16 protein-coding genes, 1 tRNA gene and 1 pseudogene are annotated in these 19,747 nt (G+C 63.2%); 8 read left to right on the top strand and 10 right to left on the bottom strand.

The genetic code is table 11. The annotated features are described in order from the left end of the window. Positions 1-42: 42 nt before the first annotated feature. From LDB29_RS20095 to LDB29_RS20085, 3 genes are all read right to left on the bottom strand, one after another. Positions 43-843, bottom strand: coding sequence for a LytTR family DNA-binding domain-containing protein (locus tag LDB29_RS20095; RefSeq protein ID WP_020821166.1), 801 nt, complete (start codon positions 841-843; stop codon positions 43-45). Beyond that, positions 840-1,946: a sensor histidine kinase gene (locus tag LDB29_RS20090; protein ID WP_025549936.1), complete on the bottom strand. Its 1,107-nt coding sequence runs from the start codon at positions 1,944-1,946 to the stop codon at positions 840-842. Before LDB29_RS20090 ends, LDB29_RS20095 begins: the two co-directional genes overlap by 4 nt. Before the next feature lie 146 nt (positions 1,947-2,092). Then, a complete protein-coding gene (locus LDB29_RS20085; protein WP_025549937.1) occupies positions 2,093-2,572 on the bottom strand; it encodes a helix-turn-helix domain-containing protein in 480 nt (159 codons plus the stop codon). Between the two features lie 112 nt (positions 2,573-2,684). Here LDB29_RS20085 and LDB29_RS20080 point away from each other — a divergent pair, with 112 nt between their 5' ends. Next, a complete protein-coding gene (locus LDB29_RS20080) occupies positions 2,685-4,790 on the top strand; it encodes a bifunctional (p)ppGpp synthetase/guanosine-3',5'-bis(diphosphate) 3'-pyrophosphohydrolase (protein ID WP_044661528.1) in 2,106 nt (701 codons plus the stop codon). A gap of 372 nt (positions 4,791-5,162) precedes the next feature. On the opposite strand, the gene rplL is transcribed toward LDB29_RS20080, so the two are convergent. Together rplL and rplJ are read right to left on the bottom strand one after the other, a co-directional pair. Further along, on the bottom strand, positions 5,163-5,543 hold the full coding sequence (gene rplL, locus LDB29_RS20075) for a 50S ribosomal protein L7/L12 (protein ID WP_007687446.1): 381 nt from the start codon (positions 5,541-5,543) through the stop codon (positions 5,163-5,165). Positions 5,544-5,627: 84 nt separating this feature from the next. Continuing rightward, entirely contained in the window at positions 5,628-6,143 is a 516-nt protein-coding gene (rplJ, locus tag LDB29_RS20070; protein ID WP_025551854.1) for a 50S ribosomal protein L10, read from the bottom strand. Between the two features lie 727 nt (positions 6,144-6,870). Between rplJ and clpS the strand changes: the two genes are divergently transcribed. Next, on the top strand, positions 6,871-7,230 hold the full coding sequence (gene clpS, locus LDB29_RS20065; RefSeq protein ID WP_244968633.1) for an ATP-dependent Clp protease adapter ClpS: 360 nt from the start codon (positions 6,871-6,873) through the stop codon (positions 7,228-7,230). Between the two features lie 258 nt (positions 7,231-7,488). Continuing rightward, positions 7,489-7,854: a hypothetical protein gene (locus LDB29_RS20060; protein ID WP_257555567.1), complete on the top strand. Its 366-nt coding sequence runs from the start codon at positions 7,489-7,491 to the stop codon at positions 7,852-7,854. Between the two features lie 71 nt (positions 7,855-7,925). Here LDB29_RS20060 and istB read toward each other — a convergent pair whose 3' ends face one another. Together istB and istA are read right to left on the bottom strand one after the other, a co-directional pair. Next, on the bottom strand, positions 7,926-8,693 hold the full coding sequence (gene istB, locus LDB29_RS20055) for an IS21-like element helper ATPase IstB (protein WP_054944222.1): 768 nt from the start codon (positions 8,691-8,693) through the stop codon (positions 7,926-7,928). Beyond that, positions 8,690-10,186, bottom strand: a complete 1,497-nt coding sequence (gene istA, locus LDB29_RS20050) for an IS21 family transposase (protein WP_082430708.1) — start codon at positions 10,184-10,186, stop codon at positions 8,690-8,692. The genes istB and istA overlap by 4 nt, the downstream gene beginning before the upstream one ends. 127 nt (positions 10,187-10,313) lie before the next feature. Here istA and LDB29_RS29430 point away from each other — a divergent pair. From LDB29_RS29430 to LDB29_RS20040, 3 genes and pseudogenes are all read left to right on the top strand, one after another. Further along, positions 10,314-10,460: pseudogene (locus LDB29_RS29430) on the top strand (beta-L-arabinofuranosidase domain-containing protein); the annotation flags it as partial. Further along, positions 10,446-11,504, top strand: a complete 1,059-nt coding sequence (locus LDB29_RS29425) for a DUF6805 domain-containing protein (RefSeq protein ID WP_373886355.1) — start codon at positions 10,446-10,448, stop codon at positions 11,502-11,504. The pseudogene LDB29_RS29430 and the gene LDB29_RS29425, both read left to right, overlap by 15 nt. Positions 11,505-11,702: 198 nt before the next feature. Further along, positions 11,703-13,088, top strand: a complete 1,386-nt coding sequence (locus LDB29_RS20040; protein WP_257555566.1) for a glycoside hydrolase family 43 protein — start codon at positions 11,703-11,705, stop codon at positions 13,086-13,088. A 390-nt stretch (positions 13,089-13,478) separates the two neighbouring features. On the opposite strand, the gene LDB29_RS20035 is transcribed toward LDB29_RS20040, so the two are convergent. Next, positions 13,479-13,569, bottom strand: a tRNA-Ser gene (locus LDB29_RS20035). Between the two features lie 52 nt (positions 13,570-13,621). Here LDB29_RS20035 and LDB29_RS20030 point away from each other — a divergent pair. Both LDB29_RS20030 and ald read left to right on the top strand, forming a co-directional pair. Next, the gene (locus LDB29_RS20030) at positions 13,622-14,551 is read left to right on the top strand and encodes a peptidylprolyl isomerase (protein ID WP_099185192.1); all 930 of its coding nucleotides are present in this window, start codon (positions 13,622-13,624) and stop codon (positions 14,549-14,551) included. Positions 14,552-14,642: 91 nt separating this feature from the next. Beyond that, positions 14,643-15,758 carry an alanine dehydrogenase gene (gene ald / locus LDB29_RS20025; RefSeq protein WP_025551745.1) on the top strand — a complete coding sequence of 372 codons (1,116 nt, stop codon included), beginning with the start codon at positions 14,643-14,645 and terminating at the stop codon, positions 15,756-15,758. Between the two features lie 186 nt (positions 15,759-15,944). On the opposite strand, the gene LDB29_RS20020 is transcribed toward ald, so the two are convergent. Both LDB29_RS20020 and LDB29_RS20015 read right to left on the bottom strand, forming a co-directional pair. Continuing rightward, positions 15,945-18,482 carry a penicillin-binding protein 1A gene (locus LDB29_RS20020; RefSeq protein ID WP_025551747.1) on the bottom strand — a complete coding sequence of 846 codons (2,538 nt, stop codon included), beginning with the start codon at positions 18,480-18,482 and terminating at the stop codon, positions 15,945-15,947. 146 nt (positions 18,483-18,628) lie between these two features. Further along, positions 18,629-19,627: an N-acetylmuramoyl-L-alanine amidase gene (locus LDB29_RS20015; RefSeq protein ID WP_025551749.1), complete on the bottom strand. Its 999-nt coding sequence runs from the start codon at positions 19,625-19,627 to the stop codon at positions 18,629-18,631. Positions 19,628-19,747 lie beyond the last annotated feature (120 nt).

The following is a 19,747-nucleotide window of genomic DNA, read 5'->3' as shown; positions in this document are numbered from 1 at the left end:
AGCCTGTCGGCCTTCGAGGGGGACCGCCTGCGCGGCCGAAACTCAATGCACGAACCGCGCCACCACATCGCGATAGGACCGGCTGACCTTCACCTGCGCGCCGGATTCCAGCACCAGGAAGCATTCGCCATTGGTATGCGGCTTCACCTGCCGCACCTGGCTCAGATTCACGATGGTCGAGCGGTGCACGCGCTGGAAATTGCGGGGGTCGAGCCGCTTTTCGAGATCCTTCATCGTCTCGCGCAGGATCAGCGAATTGTCGGCGGTATAAATGCACATATAGTCGCCCGCCGCGTCGATCCGCTCGATCGAATCGACATCGACGCGGAAAATCTGCCCGCGATCCTTGATGTTGATCAGCTTTTCGAAGCGATTGGCGGCAGGCGCGTCGCCATCGCCCGAAAAATCGTTCATCGCATCGGGCGCAACCTCGGCCAGCACTTCGCGCAGCTTTTCCACTTCCTGCACCTGACGCTTTTCCGAAAGCCGCTGCCGCACCCGGTCGAGCGCGTCGGCCAGCCGGCCTTCTTCGACGGGCTTCATCAGATAGTCGACCGCCTGCGCCTCGAAGGCGCGGATCGCATGGTCGCTATAGGCGGTGCAGAAGATGAAAAGCGGCGGCTCGACCTCCATCAGCCCCTGCACGACGGAAAATCCGTCGAAACCGGGCATTTGAATGTCAAGGAACACAAGGTCGGGCTTATGCGTCTTTATGGCGCGGATCGCTTCCCGGCCGTTGGAACAGGTTTCTACGATTTCGACATCCTCATGCGCTTCCAGACGCAGCTTGAGGCCTTGGATAGCCAGGCTTTCGTCGTCGACGAGGATTGTTCTGATGGTCATGCGGCCACTCTCGATGGTTCATCCAGGTTAAGCGGCATTTCGATCAGGACCGAAAAGCCGCCAGGCGTGGAACGCGTTTCGAAGCTCTGTCGTTCCCCGAAGGCCTGAATCAGCCTGTCGCGGATGTTCGCCAGACCGACGCCCGTTCCTTCGCTGGCCGGATTGTTCGGGCGGGTGAACCCCTCATTCAATCCCGGACCCGTATCGGATACGATGATCCGGACGTTTTCACCGGCAGGCTGCGCCGTGACGGAGATTTCCGCGCCCTCTTCCTTGGGCGTCACGGCATATTTGATCGCATTTTCGACCAGAGGCTGCAGCAGGAGAGAGGGGAGGCGCGACTGCGAGACCGCCGGATCGATGTTGAAGACCGGCCGCAACCGATCCTCGAACCGCATCTTCTCGATCTCCAGATACAGCTTCAGCGTCTCGATCTCCTGCTCGATCGTCACCTGCGCGGTCGGCTCGTTGATCAGCGTATAGCGCAGGAAGGAGGACAGGCGGGACAGCATGGCATTAGCCCGGTCGGTCTGCTTCAGCAGCACCAGCGTCGAGATCGAGTTCAGCGTATTGAACAGGAAATGCGGGTTGAGCTGATAGCGCAGCATCGCCAGTTGCGCGCTGGACGCCTGATTCTCCAGCCGCAGCAACTGGTCCGCCTGCTCCTCCACCGTCAGGTAGAAGTTGATCGCATAATAAAGCGCAGACCATGCCCCCAGCAATGTCATGCTGAGGTAGAAGGCGCCCAGGAACAGTTGCAGCCCCGCCGTGTCGCTGCCCCGATTCTGGGTGGAGAACACCCAGGCGTCGATGAACGCCACCAGCCCCGCCGCGACCACCACCGTGACGATGGAGGCGCCCCAGGTCACGATGGGCCGCTGCCGCTGGAGGAAGCGGAACACCACCGCGATCAGCAGCGTCACCGAATAGCCCGACACGGTCGAGATCATCACCGGGATCAGGCTGGAAAGCGGCTGCCCATTGGCGATGGTCGAGGAACCGCGCAACAGGAAGGCGCCGGCCCACCCCACGGACTGGAGGTTCCAGAAGGCGCGGTTCTTGTCCGCGAAGAAAGGCTGGGGCTGGAAACGATGAACCGACATTATCGCCAGCCTAAAGCATCAGGCAAAAAAGTGGGAACCGGTTTTTTGCGGCCGGTACGTGATCGATGAAAAAATGAAACACAAAGGGGACCCGCCATGCTGGAACGAATTCAGCATGGCCGACCGATTCAAAGCGCGCATTATCGTCAGGCAGCCGCCGCTTCCTGAGTCACCGGCGTCTCCTCATCGACGCACAACCAGATCAGATCGCTTGGCTCCAGCGCGCGGCCGTCATGGGCCTGGATGGTCATCTTGCGGATCGGCTGCCGGTCGCGGCTGTCGGCCAGCACCTGGCAGGAGATGGGACCGCAGCCCCATTTCTCACCCCATTGGCGCAGCGCGATCATCGCAGGCGCCAGATCCTGTCCCTTGTCGGTCAGGCGATATTCCACCTTGCGCCGGTCGCATTGCATCGGCTGACGCACCATGATGCCGTTTTCCACCAGCCGCGCGAGCCGATTCGCCAGGATGTTGCGGGCAATGCCGAGGGTCGACTGAAACTCCTCGAAATGCCGGATTCCCGACAGAGCGCCCCGCAAGATGAGGAACGACCAGCGTTCTCCCATCGCCTCCAATGCGCTGGGCAGCGCGCATTGTTCCAGATCCTGCGCCAGATTATGTGTCATCGTCTTCATTTGATAGCTCAAAGCCACCCGCGTTGCAAAAGCGCATCGCTATTCACCTAAGATGGGATTTTTTTGTTGCACAGCAAGGGGCATCGCGGACAATCGCAACAGGATGCTACGCCAATACGAACTTGTTGAACGGGTAAAGCGCTACGATCCGGATGCGGACGAAGCGATGATCAACCGCGCCTATGTCTTTTCCGTCCAGAAGCACGGGTCTCAGAAGCGCGCCAGCGGCGACCCCTATTTCAGCCATCCCATCGAAGTCGCCGGTATCCTGACCGATTTCAACCTGGACGATCAAACCATCGTGACCGCGCTGCTGCACGACACGATAGAGGATACGCTCGTCACCTATGAGGAGATCGAGCACGCCTTCGGCAAGGACGTCGCCCGGATGGTCGACGGCGTCACCAAGCTCAGCAAGATCGAGGCCATGTCCGAAAATGAGCGGGCGGCGGAGAATCTGCGCAAATTCCTGCTCGCCATGTCGGACGACATCCGTGTGCTGCTGGTGAAGCTCGCCGACCGGCTGCACAACATGCGCACGCTGCACTTCATCAAGAATGAGCAGAAGCGCCGCCGCATCGCGCGGGAAACGATGGACATCTATGCCCCGCTGGCGGAGCGGATCGGCATGTACGACTTCATGCGGGAGATGCAGCTCCTGGCCTTCCGCGAACTGGAACCGGAAGCCTATGACAGCATTACCAAGCGGCTGGAGCAGCTGAAGGAAGGCGGCCATGACAAGGTCGACCGGATCGGCGCGGAACTGCAATTGCTGCTGGGCGGCAAGGGGCTGCCGGTCACGGTCTCGGGCCGCGAGAAGCATCCCTATTCCATCTGGAAGAAGATGCAGGAACGCCATATCAGTTTCGAGCAACTGACCGACGTCATGGCCTTCCGCGTCATCACCGAGACGACGGAGGACTGCTACCGCGCATTGGGCGTCATCCACCAGACCTACAAGATGGTGCCGGGGCGGTTCAAGGATTACATCTCCACGCCCAAGCGCAACGGCTACCGCTCGCTGCACACCACCGTCATCCATCAGGACAATGCCCGCATCGAGGTGCAGATTCGCAGCCGCGACATGCACCATGACGCCGAACTCGGCCTCGCCGCGCACTGGGCCTATAAGCAGAAGGGCGACGCCACCGACCACCATGCAGCCTGGCTGCGCGACCTGGTCGAAATCCTGGAGCAGAGCCAGGATGCGGACGAACTGCTCGAACATACCCGCATGGCGATGTATCAGGACCGCATCTTCGCCTTTTCCCCCAAGGGCGAGCTGCACCAGTTGCCCAAGGGGTCGACGCCGGTCGACTTCGCCTATGCCGTGCACACCTCGCTCGGTAACCAGACGGTCGGCGCCAAGGTCAATGGCCGGGTCGTGCCGCTGCGCACGACGCTGGAGAATGGCGATCAGGTCGAGATCCTGAAATCCGAAGGACAGGAGCCGCAGCCCGGCTGGCTGACCTTCGCCATCACCGGCAAGGCCCGCGCCGCCATCCGCCGCTATATCCGCCAGAAGCAGCGCGGCGAGGAAGTCGCTCTGGGCGAGAAGCTCTATGAAGAAATCATCGGCCGCTTCTCCCCCGAACTGGCGAGCGAACTGGGCGACAAGGCATTGAAGGCGGCGTTGAAGCGCCTGAAGCTGGACGACCGCGCATCCCTGATGGTCGCCATCGCCACCCATCGCCTGCTCGATTCGGAAGTGATGGAGGCGCTCATTCCCGGCTCCACCAGCGTGGAGGGCATGGAGGAAGCCCATCCGCGCCAGCACGCCCCGGTATCGATCCGCGGCCTGACGCCCGGCATCGCCTATAATCTGGGCGACTGCTGCCACCCCGTCCCCGGCGACCGCATCGTCGGCGTCCGCCGCACCGGCGAACCGATCGAGGTCCACACCATCGATTGCCGTTCGCTGGAGGCGGGACAGGATGACGACTGGGTGGATTTAAGCTGGGACAGCAGGTCCAAGGGCGGCACCGCACGGCTTCAGGTGATAGTCAAGAACCAGCCGGGCGCGCTGGCGGCCGTCACCAACGTTTTCGGCGCGACCAAGGCGAACATCCTCAACCTGCAACTGGTGAACCGCGAAGGCCCCTTCCACACCGACATCATCGACCTGGAAGTCGCCGATGCCCAGCATCTGAACCGCATCCTCTCCGCCCTGCGCGGCCTCGACACGGTGGTGCAGGCGGATCGGGTCTAGAGCGTTTTCCAAGCAGATGGAATCATCTGCTGACTCGGAAAACGCGACAAAACAAAAACTTAGAGCAGTCGAGCCGATGCAATCGGATCGAAATCTGCTCTAGCGGCAGCGAAGGATGGTTGGCGGGACGCCAACTCTTCTTGCCGGCCGCGCGGGGAATGAGGATGTGGGGTGGGCTGCTGCCCTTCAGCTTTCCTGGAAGTACAGCGCGTTCTTGCGAAGGCGGGGGTATGATGCGCCCAACCGCAGCAACCGACATTCCCTCACCAATTCTGCCCAGGGAAAAGAAAAAGGGCGGCGCCAAAGGCACCGCCCCGATTTCCTCCGGCCATAGCCGGAAAGCAGCCCCGCCTGCGCGGGGCTCGACCGAACTTACTTGAGTTCGACGGTCGCGCCGGCTTCTTCCAGCTGCTTCTTGATCTTCTCGGCTTCGTCCTTGCCGACGCCTTCCTTGACGGCCTTCGGCGCGCCTTCGACCAAAGCCTTGGCTTCGGTCAGGCCCAGGCCGGTGATGGCGCGGACTTCCTTGATGACGTTGATCTTCTTGCCGCCGTCGCCGGTCAGGACGACGTCGAATTCGTCCTTGGCTTCTTCAGCAGGAGCAGCGCCGGCAGCGCCACCGGCCGGAGCGGCAACCGCGACGGCAGCGGCGGCCGAAACCCCCCACTTTTCTTCCAGAGCCTTGGAGAGCTCAGCGGCTTCGAGGACGGTCAGGGCCGAGAGCTGGTCGACCAGAGCATTGATGTCTGCCATGTTACTTTACCTATTCCCTTCTGGGCGGGGCATGAGCCCCTTAAACGAGAGTTGAAAACAATATTCTGGGAAATCCCGCGGCGATCAGGCCGCGTTCTTTTCCGCATAGGCGTTGAAGACCCGCGCGAGCTGGGCAGCCGGGGCCTGGGTGACGGTTGCGAGCTTGGTAGCCGGGGCGACCAGAAGGCCGACCAGCTTCGCGCGCAGTTCATCCAGCGACGGCATCGAGGCGAGCGCCTTGACGCCCTCCGCGTTCAGCAGCACTTCGCCCATCGCACCGCCAACGATCTCAAGCTTGTCGTTGGTCTTGGCGAATTCGACCGCAACCTTCGCGGCTGCGACCGGATCGGCCGAGGAAGCGAGCCCGACCGGACCGGTCAGCAGGTCGCTGATGCCGCTATAGTCGGTGCCTTCAAGGGCGATCTTGGCGAGGCGGTTCTTCGTAACCTTGTAGGTGCCGCCGGCTTCGCGCATCTTCTGGCGCAGCTGGGTCGACTGGGCGACCGTCAGCCCGAGGTTGCGGGTCACGACGACCACGCCGACTTCGGCCAGATGTGCGTTCAGCGCGGAAACGACCTCAGCTTTCTGATTACGATCCATGCCTTTACTCCACTTCATGTCCGCCGGAAAATCCGGTGGACGGCAAAAACCCGCGACGAATCGCGGGGCATTGGTCCGAAGGGGAGAGATCGACTGGCCCGCATCCCTCAGGGAGAACAGGCAGACCCGGACAGGCAAGGCCCGGCCGGTAAAGAACTTTTCCCCGTCTAGGCCGGAAATTAAGAAGGGCATATTCCCTTCACCGACTGTCTCGGACGGAAGACCATCGACATTTCTGCCGGGGGTCTGCTGCGGGCGCCCCTACAGATTTGGAGGCCCCCTGTCACGCAAAATCTGGCGATTGGCGATGGAAGGCGACGGAAAAGCGCCGTTTTACGCCGAAGTTCACACCATATGCGCGCATGCGCGCGAGCGCGCGTAGCCGCCCGGGTAATGGGTCCGACATTTCAAAGAAGGGAGCGGAATAGGCTGACCGCGGGGATGTAGGACAGGATGAAAGCGGTGCCAGGCCGGGCAATAGGATGTTTTTTCGCCAGCCGTGGCCGGGAGGTTACAGTCGGCAGGGCCGGTTCAGACGGTGCGATGATCCGCCGGGAGCAGGAGCGCGGAGCCCCCAGGCCAGAACGTGGAACAGAATCGCCGCCTTCCACCCCGTTCCCCCCTCCCCCAGGCCGTTCCCACCCGGAAGGATGGTTTACGCCCCGTCGGACCCCTTGCCATGCAAGAGCAAATAGCCATATCCTTCCCCATCATGAACAGCTTCTCGATGATGGCATATCCCGCGGTGATGGCGGACAAGGATCAGGACGACCAGGGCGACGGCCCGGGCGGCCCCAATGTCGGCATCGCCACGCGCACGCGCGCCCGGACGAAAAAGCCCTCTCTCTACAAGGTGCTGATGCTGAACGACGACTACACGCCGATGGAATTCGTCGTGCACGTTCTCCAGCAATTCTTTCGCATGGACATGGAGGAGGCGACGCGCGTGATGCTGCACGTCCACCAGCGGGGCGTCGGCGTATGCGGAATCTTCAGCTATGAAGTGGCGGAAACCAAGGTGAATCAGGTGATGGACTTTGCCCGCCAGAACCAGCACCCGCTCCAGTGCACCTTGGAAAAGGCCTGATGGTGTCCCGGGGCACCTGACAGGCGGGCATAACGCGAATCTCACCGGCCCACGACTCGGGGCCATGCCCGGCAATCGATGACGTGGCACGGACCCAGCGGTTCGGTGACGCCTTCAGCCTGACCAGAGGACGGCATTCTGCCAGCGCGGCCGTGCGAGGCGTTTTTCCAGACGGTGCTGTCAGTCCAACGCGAACTCGTCGCCATCAGATGCTCTTATGTCAGCCGGGCACTCCAGCATGGGGAAAGCAGCGAAGGCATGCACATCCCGGCCCGGGAACTGGAGAATATCGTGGTAGAGAAGCTCCCGACCCTGTGCAGGTATCCGTTGCAGTTCGCCATCAACATCGGCATGCTCATCGATGGCGCCAACCTGCCAGCATTCGTCGCCGGCATCGAGACGCTGGCCGGATCCGTGAGACGGCGGGACAGCGACACTCTCCGCAGCCTTCTGGCCAGAATTGAAGTAGGCCGCGACGGGATCACCATGGACTGCCGCTGCCGGGCTCTGGCGCCAGATGCTGGCAGCGGATACGGCACTGAAAGCCGGGTGGTCAGCTTCAGATGCGATGTCAACGGCGGAGTAAAAGTCGGCCATTGGGCGGCGCAAAATCAGGCCGGGTGATCCGTGTGCTGGCGAGCGCCGCGAGGGCGTAGCCCGAGTGGGGGTCGCCAACACACGGATGGTCTTTTCTGTCAGGGGTTGGAGCGTGCCTTGCGCGCCTGGCTTTGGGCCAGACGATAGCTCTCTCCGTTCATCTCGAGTATGGAGACGTGGTGGGTAAGCCGGTCGAGGAGCGCGCCTGTCAGGCGCTCGGAGCCGAACGTTTCGGTCCACTCGTCGAACGGCAAGTTGCTGGTGATCAGCGTCGAGCCGCGCTCGTAACGCTGCGAGATCAGCTCGAACAGCAGTTCCGCGCCGGTTTTCGAGAGCGGCACGAACCCCAGTTCATCGATGATGAGGAGCTTGTATCCGGCCATTTGCTTGTGGAGGCGCAGAAGGCGGCGTTCGTCGCGTGCCTCCATCATCGCGCTGACCAGCGCGGACGCGGTGGTGAAGCCGACCGTCAGGCCCTTCTGGCAGGCGGCAAGGCCGAGGCCGATCGCCACATGGGTCTTGCCGGTTCCCGAGGGACCAAGGGCTATGACGTTCTCGCGGCGGTTGATCCAGTCGCAGCGTGCCAGTTCCAGCACCTGCATCTTGTTGAGCTTGGGGATCGCGGCAAAGTCGAAGCTGTCGAGGCTCTTGGCGGCCGGGAACTTCGCAGCCTTGATCCGGCGCTCGACCATCCGGCGTTCCCGGTCGATCAGCTCCAGTTCGACAAGCCGGGCAAGGTAGCGGACGTGATCTGCGCCCTCGGCCGCGCATCGCCGGGCCAGCTTGTCATGCTCGCGCAGGAAGGTTGGTAGCTTGAGCGTCTTGAGGTGGCTGGCCAGTAACAGCTCGGGGGACGGACTGCTCATGCCGCATCCTTCGCATCGCCCGAGAGCAACTGCATGTAGGAGCGCGCCGATGTCGTCTCCACCCTGGCTCTGGGCAGATAGGGATAGATCGCCATGTCCAATCGGGGTGGTCGGCGCTCCACCCGGCACAGCAGGAGATGCTTCACGGCATCAAAGCCGATCGCCCCGATATCGAGAGCCTGCTTTACGGCCGCATGCAGATCGGCAAGCGTGAAGCTCTCCAGCAGACGCAGCACCTGCACATACTCGCGCCGACCATGCTTGCCCATACGAGCTTCCATGAGGCGGCGCAGCGTTGCAAACGCTTCGGGCAGGTGCCAGCCTTGCAGGGGCGCTGCCTGATCGAGCGCATTGATCTTCTGTTCGATCAGGGGAAGGTAATGGATGGGATCGAAGATCACGTCCTCGCGCTCGTAGCTGCGCACATGACGGGCAATGACCTCGCCCCGGCAGCCGATCACCACCTCGCCGACATAGCCCCGGATCCATACCTCCTGATGGCCGAAGCGCACCGGCACCGAGTAATCATTGGTCCGGTAACGCACCAGCGCCTGCGACGAGACCTGGCCGCTGGTCTGGTCACAAGCCTCGAACGGGGCAGCCGGCAGTTCCTGCATCGCCGCCAGATCGCGCTTCAGCCTCTCGCCGATCGTCTCGCTCTCGCCCCGCAGCCGGTCGTTCTGACGCTTGCGGCATTGCTCCTCGAGCCACAGGTTGAACGCCTCCCACGTCGCGAACCGGGGGATCGGCACCATGAAGTTGCGGCGAGCATAACCGACCAGCCCTTCAACACTGCCTTTGTCGTTCCCCCTGCCGGGACGGCCGTAACGATCGCGGATCAGGTAATGCGACAGGAAGCCGCTGAACAGCCGGGCGCGCTGCCTCGTGCCGTCGGGCAGGATCTTCGAGACCAGGCAGCGGTCGTTATCGTAGACGATCGACAGCGGCACCGCGCCGAAAAACGCGAAGGCGTGCACGTGGCCGTCCATCCATGCCTCGGCAACGGCAGCGGGATAGGCGCGCACGTAGCAGGCGTCGCTGTGCGGTAGATCGAGCACGAAGAAATGCGCCTTCTGCACAACACCGCCGATCTCGACCATGGCCTCACCAAAATCTGCCTGGGCATGGCCGGGCGCATGCGCCAGCGGCACGAACATCTCCCGGCTGCGCTGCTCGCGCTGTCGGATGTAATCCTTGATGATCGTGTAGCCGCCGGTGAAACCGTGCTCTTCGCGAAGGCGGTCAAATACCCGCTTCGCCGTATGACGCTGCTTGCGCGGAACCTGACGGTCACCATCAAGCCATGCATCGATGATCGGAACGAACGCTTCCAGCTTGGGCCGCCGCACCGCCGCCGTCCGGCGGTAACCGGGGGGCTCCGAATACGACAGCATCTTGCGGACCGTGTCGCGCGATACGTTGAAATGCTTCGCCGCCTCACGCTGGCTCATGCCGCCCGCGCAAGCAAGACGCACCTTCAGGTAAAGATCCACGGTATATATCTCCACGCCCTCCCTGCTCGCGCAAAGAAGGCAAAGTGGACGACTTTTACGCCGCCCGCAGCAGCACTTCGCCGCCGCCACCGTGGTCTAATTTTGCACCGCCGTTCTCAAGCGCGCGCACCTCAACCATATCATGAGCCAGCAAGACCCGAAGACGGGCATGTTCACCTATTTCACCGCGCTGGCACCGGGAATGGGACGGGTGCATTCCAGCCCCACCGAGGATTTCTGGTGCTGTGTCGGCTCGGGTATGGAGAGCCATTCGAAGCATGGCGAAAGTATCTATTGGAAGCGCGGCGATGCGGTTGCGATCAACCTCTATTACGCCTCCACGCTGAACGCGCCCGAAGCGAAACTCGACATGGATACCGAATTTCCGCTGGGCAATATGGTGCGGATTGCGGTGACGAATGCGCCGAAAAGGCTCGCGCTGCGCGTGCCGGGCTGGTGCGCCGACCCGTTGTTGAAGGTGAACGGCAAGACTGCGGGCGTCCGGGATGGCGGCTATCTGATGCTGACCGGACTGAAGGCGGGGGACCGGATTGAACTGTCGCTGCCCATGCCGGTACGGGTCGAATCGATGCCCGATGATGCCAAGCTGGTGGCGTTCGTCAGCGGGCCGCTCGTCCTGGCTGGTGATATGGGGCCTGGCAAGGGAGCTTGGGACGGCCTCGACCCCGCCATCGTTACCGACCGCGCCGAACCGGTGCTGGTGGCGGCTGCCGGACTGCATCACTATCGCCTGGGCGAACAGGGCAAGCCGAGCGACCTGACGCTACGCCCCTTTTTTGCGCAGCATGAGAACCGCACCGCCGTCTATTTCCGACGCTTCGACGTGGCGGAATGGCCGACCCAGGAAGCCGCGTGGACCCAAGCCTCGAAAGACCGGGCGGACTTGGCCGCGCGCACGATCGACGTGATCCGGCTGGGGGAGCAACAGCCGGAGGTGGATCACGCCTTTGCGGACAGCGGTCAGTCGGCGCCCGTTTCCCACGTCGCCGACCGCAGCCGGAACGTGAATGTCGGGTTCTTCGAATTTGACCTGGCCGTCGCGCCCGGCCCGCTCGCGCTTCAGGTCGCTTATGGCGGCGGGCAGCGCGACAAGGATTTTCGGATCATGATCGATAGCGAGCAACTGGTGCGCGAACGCTTGCCGGGGGAGAGTACTAGCGCCCGCAACGTGCAGACCTATGCGCTGCCGACGAAAATGACGCAGGGTAAGTCGAAGATTCGCGTCCGCTTCGAATCGGACAAGTGGCAGGGCGTCGAGGTCTATACGGCCCGCACCATGCGGCTCAAATCGGTCTAGAGCAGATTCCGATCCGATTGCATCGGCTCGACTGCTCTAAGTTTTTGTTTTGTCGCGTTTTCCGAGTCAGCAGATGATTCCATCTGCTTGGAAAACGCTCTAGCTCGAAATGCGACATATGCTCGAGCGTACGACACAGCAGAGTTCAAGAGGCAGAACTCGCGTCGACTATCCAGTTTGAAAATCGAAGGGATTTCAATGAACGGAATTGGTATCGGGGCGGCGACTGCAATTCTGTGTGCCCTGGCTGTGCCCTCGCTGGCTCGCGCGCAGAATCCCATCGTCCAGACGCGTTTCACGGCCGACCCTGCCCCCCTTGTGCATGATGGCGTGGTCTATCTCTACACCAGTCATGATGAGGATGACGCAACCGGTTTCAAGATGCTCGACTGGCAGCTCTACAGCTCGACGGACATGGTGAACTGGACCGATCGGGGAACCGTCGCCTCCTTGAAGACTTTTCCGTGGGCGGTGCAGAGCAACGACGCCTGGGCCCCGCAAGTCATCGCCAGAGACGGAAAATTCTACCTCTACGCTCCGATCAGTATCGCGGGGCGGCCCAAGAATGTCATTGCAGTGGCGGTCGCCGACAAGCCCGAGGGGCCTTTCGTCGATGTGTTGGGCAAGCCTTTGATCGCTCCGGCCAATGATAATATCGATCCGACCGTTTGGATCGACGACGACGGTCAAGCCTATCTCTACTGGGGCAATCCTGACCTGTATTACGTCAAGCTCAACAAGGACATGATTTCCTATTCAGGTCAGATCACCAAGGTCGATCGGATCCTGGATTATCAGGAAGGACCTTGGTTCTATAAGCGGAAAAACCACTACTACATGGCCTTCGCTTCCACCTGCTGCTCGGAAGGGATTGGCTATGCAATGAGCGACAAGCCGACGGGCCCATGGACCTATAAAGGTCCGATCATGGCTCACGACGCGCGCGCGACCGGCAACCATCCTGGCATCATCGACTACAAGGGCGGATCGTACCTGTTCGGCTTTAACTATGAACTGAACTTCGCGATGACGCCGATGCATCACGAGCGGCGCTCGGTGGCGGTCGCCAAATTCAATTACAATCCAGACGGCACGATCCCCAACTTGCACTGGTGGGACAGAACCAGCGCACCTCAACTTGAGGCGCTGAATCCTTACAAGCGCGTTGAAGCAGAGACGATAGCCTGGACTTCGCGTCTCAAGCGCGATCAGGACCGGCCATATGATTGGGCCCCGGGCGTAACGACGGCGGGGGATGCGAAATCCGGTATCTTCGTGACCACGACCAAGAATCGCAGCTACATCAAGGTCGCTGGTGTGGATTTTGGTTCCGCTGGCGCCAGACAGTTCATTGCCACCGTCGCCAACGGCCTGCCGGGTTCGATGATAGAGCTGCGTTTGGACCGTACTGATGGGCCAGTGATCGGCACTCTGCCGATCGGCGAAACCGGCGCGCCTGGCGTTTGGCAGGAGCGCCAGACAAGCATAGCAGGTGCAATCGGCACCCATGATTTGTACCTGCTTTTCAAGGGCAGCGGCGACAGGTCGCTATTCGACTTCGATCACTGGCGGTTTGTCCAATAACGACAGGGGACGGCCAGACATTTGAGCTGGCCGTCTCTTCCCGTGAGCGAGAGACACACCCCAGTCATTTGCTTCAACCATGGGATCAAACACATAGTCAGGCCGCGGACGTCAGACGAAATAGTATGGCGCCGTGCGAGGCTATGTCAGCCTCCAGCCGGTTGGCCATGAGGCCCAGGTCGGCCTTCACCTCATTGGCCGTCAATTTCCCCATGCTTCACCTCGCCGGGACACATTCCACCACACCCCCTGAAATCCACCACACTTTCCACCACATTTTATCGTGGCTGTGGGTGAATAGTAGCGGACATGACGGCCTCTGAAGGCCAGATTTTCCGTAGAAAACCATGCCTTTCGGCGGTTGACTATGAACACTGGCGAATGGGTAAATGGCGGAGCGGGAGGGATTCGAACCCTCGATACGCTTTTGACGTATACTCACTTTCCAGGCGAGCGCCTTCGACCACTCGGCCACCGCTCCGCATTGCACTGGAGGCGGCTCCCTATCGTGCGTCGGCGCGCTAGGCAAGGGGATGCTTTACTTTCCTTTCCCTCCCATGCTTGATTGCAGCATGCAAATCCGTTCCCTCGCTTTCCTGGCCGCGCTTTTCCTGCCTTCCCCGGCGCTTGCCGCCGATGCGCCAGCCACCCCGTCCGCCATCGTCGCACAGGCGCCCGCCAGCGCATGGCAGGCCATCGCGGCCGATACGCTGCTGGTCATGACGGTCGAGGGCGACAAGCGCGTCGTCATCCAGCTCGCGCCCGATTTCGCGCCCGCCCACGTCGCCAATATCCGCGCACTCGCCCGCGCGGGCTGGTGGGATGGCGAAAGCGTCTACCGCGTGCAGGACAATTATGTCGCCCAATGGGGCGATGTGACCGAGAAGAAAGCCCTGCCCTCCGGCGTCGCCACGGACATCAGGGCGGATTATGCCCGCCCCCTCGCAGCCCTCAAGACGCCCGTGACACCCTTGCCCTATCCGGACGCCTATGCCCCGCGCACCGGCTTCATCAACGGCTGGCCGGTCGCGATGGACGAGGCGTCGGCCTGGCTGCCCCATTGCTATGCCATGGTCGGCGTGGCGCGGAACCTTTCCCCGGACACGGGAACCGGCGCCGAGCTTTACGCCGTGATCGGCCAGGCCCCGCGCCAGCTCGACCGCAATATCGCGGTCGTCGGCCGGGTGATCGAAGGCGTGGACCTGCTCGCCAGCCTGCCGCGCGGCTCCGGCGATCTCGGCTTCTATGCCGCGGGGGAGAAGCGCCTGCCGATCCTCTCCGTCCGTCTCGCCAGCGACCTGCCGGAATCGCAGCGGCCACGCTATCAGGTGATGGACGTCGGCTCGCGGAGCTTTGCCGATTACCTTCGCCTGCGGGCGAACCGGAAGGACGATTTCTACGAGCGGCCCGCAGGCGGCGTCGACCTCTGCAACGCGCCGGTGCCGGTGCGGGAGGCGCCCTGAACGCTCCATTCCGCCGCAACGGGCAAATTGCCGGAACGATGCCTATCTGACGGACATTACAGCTTCGCCGGCAAGGATGGAGAAGATGGTCATGATCGTAGGCACCGTCAGGGAGATCAAGAATCACGAATATCGCGTCGGCCTGACGCCGGAGAGCGTGCATGAGCTGACCGCCCACGGCCACCGCGTGCTGGTGGAAAGCGGCGCGGGGGAGGGGATCGGCGCGCATGACGGCCTCTACGCCCGCGCGGGTGCGGAGATCGTCGACGATCCGGCCGGCATCTTCGCGACGGCGGAGATGATCGTGAAGGTCAAGGAACCCCAGCCGGAGGAGCGCGCCCTGCTGCGCCCCGGCCAGATCCTTTACACCTATCTTCACCTGGCGCCCGATCCCGACCAGGCGCGGGAGTTGATGGCGTCGGGGGCGATCGGCATCGCCTATGAAACCGTGACGGACGCTCATGGCGGGCTGCCGCTGCTGAAGCCCATGAGCCAGGTTGCCGGACGCATGGCGATCCAGGCCGGCGCGACCGCGCTGGAAAAGGCGCATGGCGGGCGAGGCGTGCTGCTGGGCGGCGTGCCCGGCGTGTTGCCCGCGAAGGTGGCTGTGATCGGCGGCGGCGTGGTCGGCTTCAACGCGGCGCAGATGGCGGCGGGTCTGGGCGCGGACGTCACCATCCTCGACCGCAGCCCGGAAGTGCTGGAGCGGCTGGGCATTCATTTCGAGGCGCGGGCGAAGACGCGCTTTTCCAACCGCGCCAATCTGGCCGAATGCGTGGCGGAGGCGGACCTGGTGATCGGCGCCGTGCTGATCCCCGGCGCCGCCGCGCCCAAGCTGGTGTCGGCGGACATGCTGAAGACCATGAAGAAGGGCGCGGTGCTGGTGGACGTGGCGATCGACCAGGGCGGCTGCTTCGAGACCAGCCACCCCACCACCCATGACGACCCCACCTATATCGTCGAGGGCATCGTTCATTATTGCGTCGCCAACATGCCCGGCGCCGTGGCGCGGACCAGCACCTATGCGCTCAACAACGTGACCCTGCCCCATGCGCTGCGAATCGCCGACCTGGGATGGAACGAAGCGCTGCGGGCGGACCCGCATCTGCTCGCCGGGCTGAACGTGTGGAACGGGCAGATCACCTATCGGGCCGTGGCGGAGGCGCTGGGACTGCCCTACATCCCGGCGGAACAGGCGATCGGATAGGGGCTGAGGCGGCGCTCTGTTCGACAGTGGCTGCATTAAGCACAAAGCGCTCCTGCGAAGGCACTCATGAGAGCCCGGTTCAGGCGATGCGGCGTTCCACTGACGGCAGGACTCGGCTCCTGCCCTGGCGGCAGCATGTCGTGGTCAAAGGAAAGGGAGGGAGGCGACCACCCCCCCCCTGCCCTGTCAGTAAATCCCGCCCTGGTCCTGCAGGAAGTCGCTGTCGGTGCGCTGGCGGCGCTGGACAGTCGCTTCGATGCGGGCGGCGGCCTTGTCCTGGGCGGCGACCTCTTCCTTGCGGATCGAGCGGCGGGGTTCGGATTCGGGCTTGAACGCTTCCCAGATCACGGCGGGCTTGGGTTCGTCGGTCGGCCAGACGCCATAGACGCGCTTGCCCGAGCGGCGGTCGATCGTGACCATGCGGATGCCGGCCGGCGCGATGAAGGGCGTTTTGGGCATGGTTTCGAGGACCGGCGTCATCGCCGCCTTCCAGATCGGGGCGGCGACGCGGCCGCCCTGCGCCCAGCCGCCCAGGCTGCGCGGCTGGTCATAGCCGATATAGACGCCCGCGACGATGTCCGGCGATCCGCCGACGAACCAGACATTGGTCGGGCCGTTGGTGGTGCCGGTCTTGCCGAACAGCGGGCGCTTGAGGTCCGCCAGCACGGTGGCGGTGCCGCGCTGGATCACGCCTTCGGCGATGTGCACGACCTGATAGGCGGTCATGGGATTCATCACCTGCCGCCCTTCGAAGCCGAAGCGGGGCATGGGCTTGCCATCCCAATTGGCCATGTTGCAGCCGTCGCAGGCGCGCCAGCGCAGCGGCCAGATCACCTTGCCGCGCCGGTCCTGCACATAGTCCATCAGCTTGGGGCTGAGCTGCCGTCCCTGATTGGCGAGCATGGCATAGGCGTTCACCATCCGCTCCACCGTGGTTTCGCCCGCGCCCAGCGCGAAGGAGAGATAGGGCTGGTAGTCCCCGATCCCCATCGCCTTGATGGTGCGCACGACACGGTCCATGCCGGTCTGGCTGGCGGCGCGCACGGTCATCAGGTTGCGCGACTGTTCGACGCCCCAGCGCATGGTCTGCGGCCCGGCGCTGCCCCCGGTGAAGTTGCGGAAGCATTTCTGGCCGAGGCCCGCGCCCTGATAGACGCAGAGCGGCCCATCGACGATGATCGAGGCCGGGGTCATGCCATTGTCCAGCGCGGCGGCATAGACGAAGGGCTTGATAGTCGATCCCGGCTGGCGCATCGCCTGCGTGGCTCGGTTGTAGGAGGAGAGACGGTTGTCGAAGCCGCCCTGCATGGCGCGGACGCGGCCCGAATGGGTTTCCTCCACCACCATGCCGCCGGAGACTTCGGGCACGTTGCGCAGCGCCCAGCTTGATCCGTTGCGCGCCACCACGATCAGGTCGCCGGGCTTCATCGCGGCGAAGGCCGGGCCGCCCGTCTTGCGATAGGGCAGTTGCGCAGCGCCCGCGGGCAGCGTGCCGGTCGATCCATCGGAAAAGCCGATCTGCGCCGCGGAGGAATCCCGGCTGACGATCACGGCGACGCGCCATCCGGCATAGTCCACGTCGATATAGCTCGCCGCCAGCTCGCGCTTCCAGCCGCGATCCATGTCGATCCTGGCGACCGGCCCGGACCATCCCTTGCCCGCGTCGAAGCGCAACAGCCCGTTGCGCAACGCCGTCGTCGCCAGATCCTGTATCTTCGGATCATAGGGGCTGCGGACCCAAAGGCCGCCAGCATAGACGCTGTTGGGGCCATCCTCCGCCTTCTCCCCGAAAAGCTGAATCAGGCGGCGGCGCACCTCCTCCATATAATAGCCGCCGGCGCGGGCGTCGAAGCTGGAGCCGTGCGCGGCCACGGTGCCGAGCGGCTGGGCCTGCGCCTCGTTCCGCTGCGCCTCCGTGATCCAGCCATTTTTGTACATTTCGCCCAGCGCCCAGTCGCGGCGTTCGAGTGCGCGTTCGTGGCCGGTCGGGCTTTCCGGGCGATAATTGGCGGGCCCCTTGGGCAGGATCGCCAGATAGGCCATCTCATGCAGCTTGAGGTCGGCCACATCCTTGTCGAAATAGGCGCGCGCCGCCGCCTGCACGCCATAGGCGTTGCGGCCGAGGAATATCTGGTTGAGGTAGAGTTCCAGTATCTGCTGCTTCGAAAGCACCCCCTCCATGCGATAGGCGAGGATCATTTCCTTCACCTTGCGGGTGGGGGAATATTCGTCGCCGATCAGCAGGTTCTTCGCCACCTGCTGGGTGATGGTGGAGCCGCCGCGGGCGCGCTGGCCCGACCCGATCTTGGTCGCATAATCGAAAACCGCGCCGATGAAGCCGGGGATGTCGACGCCATGATGCTCGAAGAAGGTCTTGTCCTCCGCCGAAAGATAGGCGCGGATGAGGAGCGGCGGATAGTCGCTATACTGGAGCTGCACGCGCCGTTCGCGGGCATAGCTGTGGACCGGCTGTCCGTTGGTGTCGCGCACGATGGTCGGCAGGGGCGGTTCATATTCCAGCAGCGTCGCCGCATCGGGCAGCCCGCGCGCGAAGACCAGCCAGAACAGCGCATAGGCGAGGAGGAGACCGCCGAAACCGATCGCGATCCAGCGGAACCAGCGCTTGTCCCAATGGGGCCGGAGGCGTTCCCCAAAGCCGCTCGCGCCGCGGCGCAGGCGCTGAGCAAAGGACGATGCGGCGTATTTGGGGCGTGCCTCTTCCATGATGGTCGAGGCTGTAAGGTCAAAATGGGGGAAGCGCCAGAGTGGAATGCCCATGTGAGGCCGGACTGCGTTGGCGGCCCGGTCCTGATTGCCCAAGCGTCTTGCCGAACCTGTTTCAGCATGACGGCAAGACGGCAAGGACGGGCCTAACCGCCGTTGCCAACCGCCAGCCTGCGGGCGAAATGCACTTCGATCGCGCGGGCGACGCCTTTGGCGATGTTGGCCTGGCCTGCCTTCGACGCCAGGAAAGCCGCGTCGACGCTGTTGGAGAGATAGCCGGCCTCGAACAGCACCGACGGCGTGTCGGGCGCCTTCAGCACCATCAGCGAGGCGAAGCGGTGCGCCGTGCCGCGAAACGGGACATAGGGCGCCGCCTCGCGCTGGAGCAACCGGGCGAAGGCCACCGAAAGGTTCATCGATTCCCGCTGCGTCAGGTCGATGAGGATCGAAGAGACATCGCTGGGCTGGCCACCCAGATTGACGCCGTTCAACACATCCGCCTTGTTTTCACGCGCCGCCAGCCGGGCCGCTTCGCGGTCGGATGCGGTTTCGGACAAGGTGTAGACGGTCGCGCCGCGCGCCTGGTCGTCGTCGGCCGAATCGGCGTGGATGGAGATGAACAGGTCCGCATTGAGCTGGCGCGCGATGCCGTAGCGCTCCTGCAGCACCAGGAACCGGTCGTCATTGCGGGTCAGCGCGACGCGGACGCGGCCCGAGCGCGCCAGTTGGTCGCGGATCGCCAGCGCGATGGCGAGCGTCACGTCCTTCTCGCGCTCGCCATTGTCGCGGTTCACGGCGCCTGGGTCATGGCCCCCATGGCCGGCATCGATCACGACCAGCGGGCGGGATGCGTCGCGCGTTCCCTCCACCGGGGGCAAGGAAACGCCACGCGCCACCGGCGGGATGGGAACGGTGATGCTGTGCAGGCGCTTCGCCGGACGGGGCGCCATATGCGCGGGCGCGTCGAAGCGCATGCTCGCCCGGTCGCCATGGAGCGGGTCGGCGGAAGTGGGGACGGCCGAAAGGATCATGCTTGCGAGCGCAAGACTTTGGAGCATGCGCCGCTTGTGCACCGCGCGGCCCGTCGCCGTCCAGCGCAATTTCGCGCGCGCAGGCGAACGACAACCGAATGATGCGTCAAGCATTGCCGAACGGCAGGCTTAACACCATCTTCAGATAAGGGGCGATAAACCGCCTGGCGCCATTCGGGTCAAAGTGGCGCGACGCGAAACAATATTTCCAGGAGCCGTTGCTCCTTGCCATTT

The organism is Sphingobium sp. CFD-2 (assembly GCF_024611135.1).
Taxonomy (GTDB): domain Bacteria; phylum Pseudomonadota; class Alphaproteobacteria; order Sphingomonadales; family Sphingomonadaceae; genus Sphingobium; species Sphingobium fuliginis.
The sequence above is the reverse complement of the archived record's forward strand: the minus strand, read 5'-3'. Positions and strand labels throughout refer to the sequence as shown.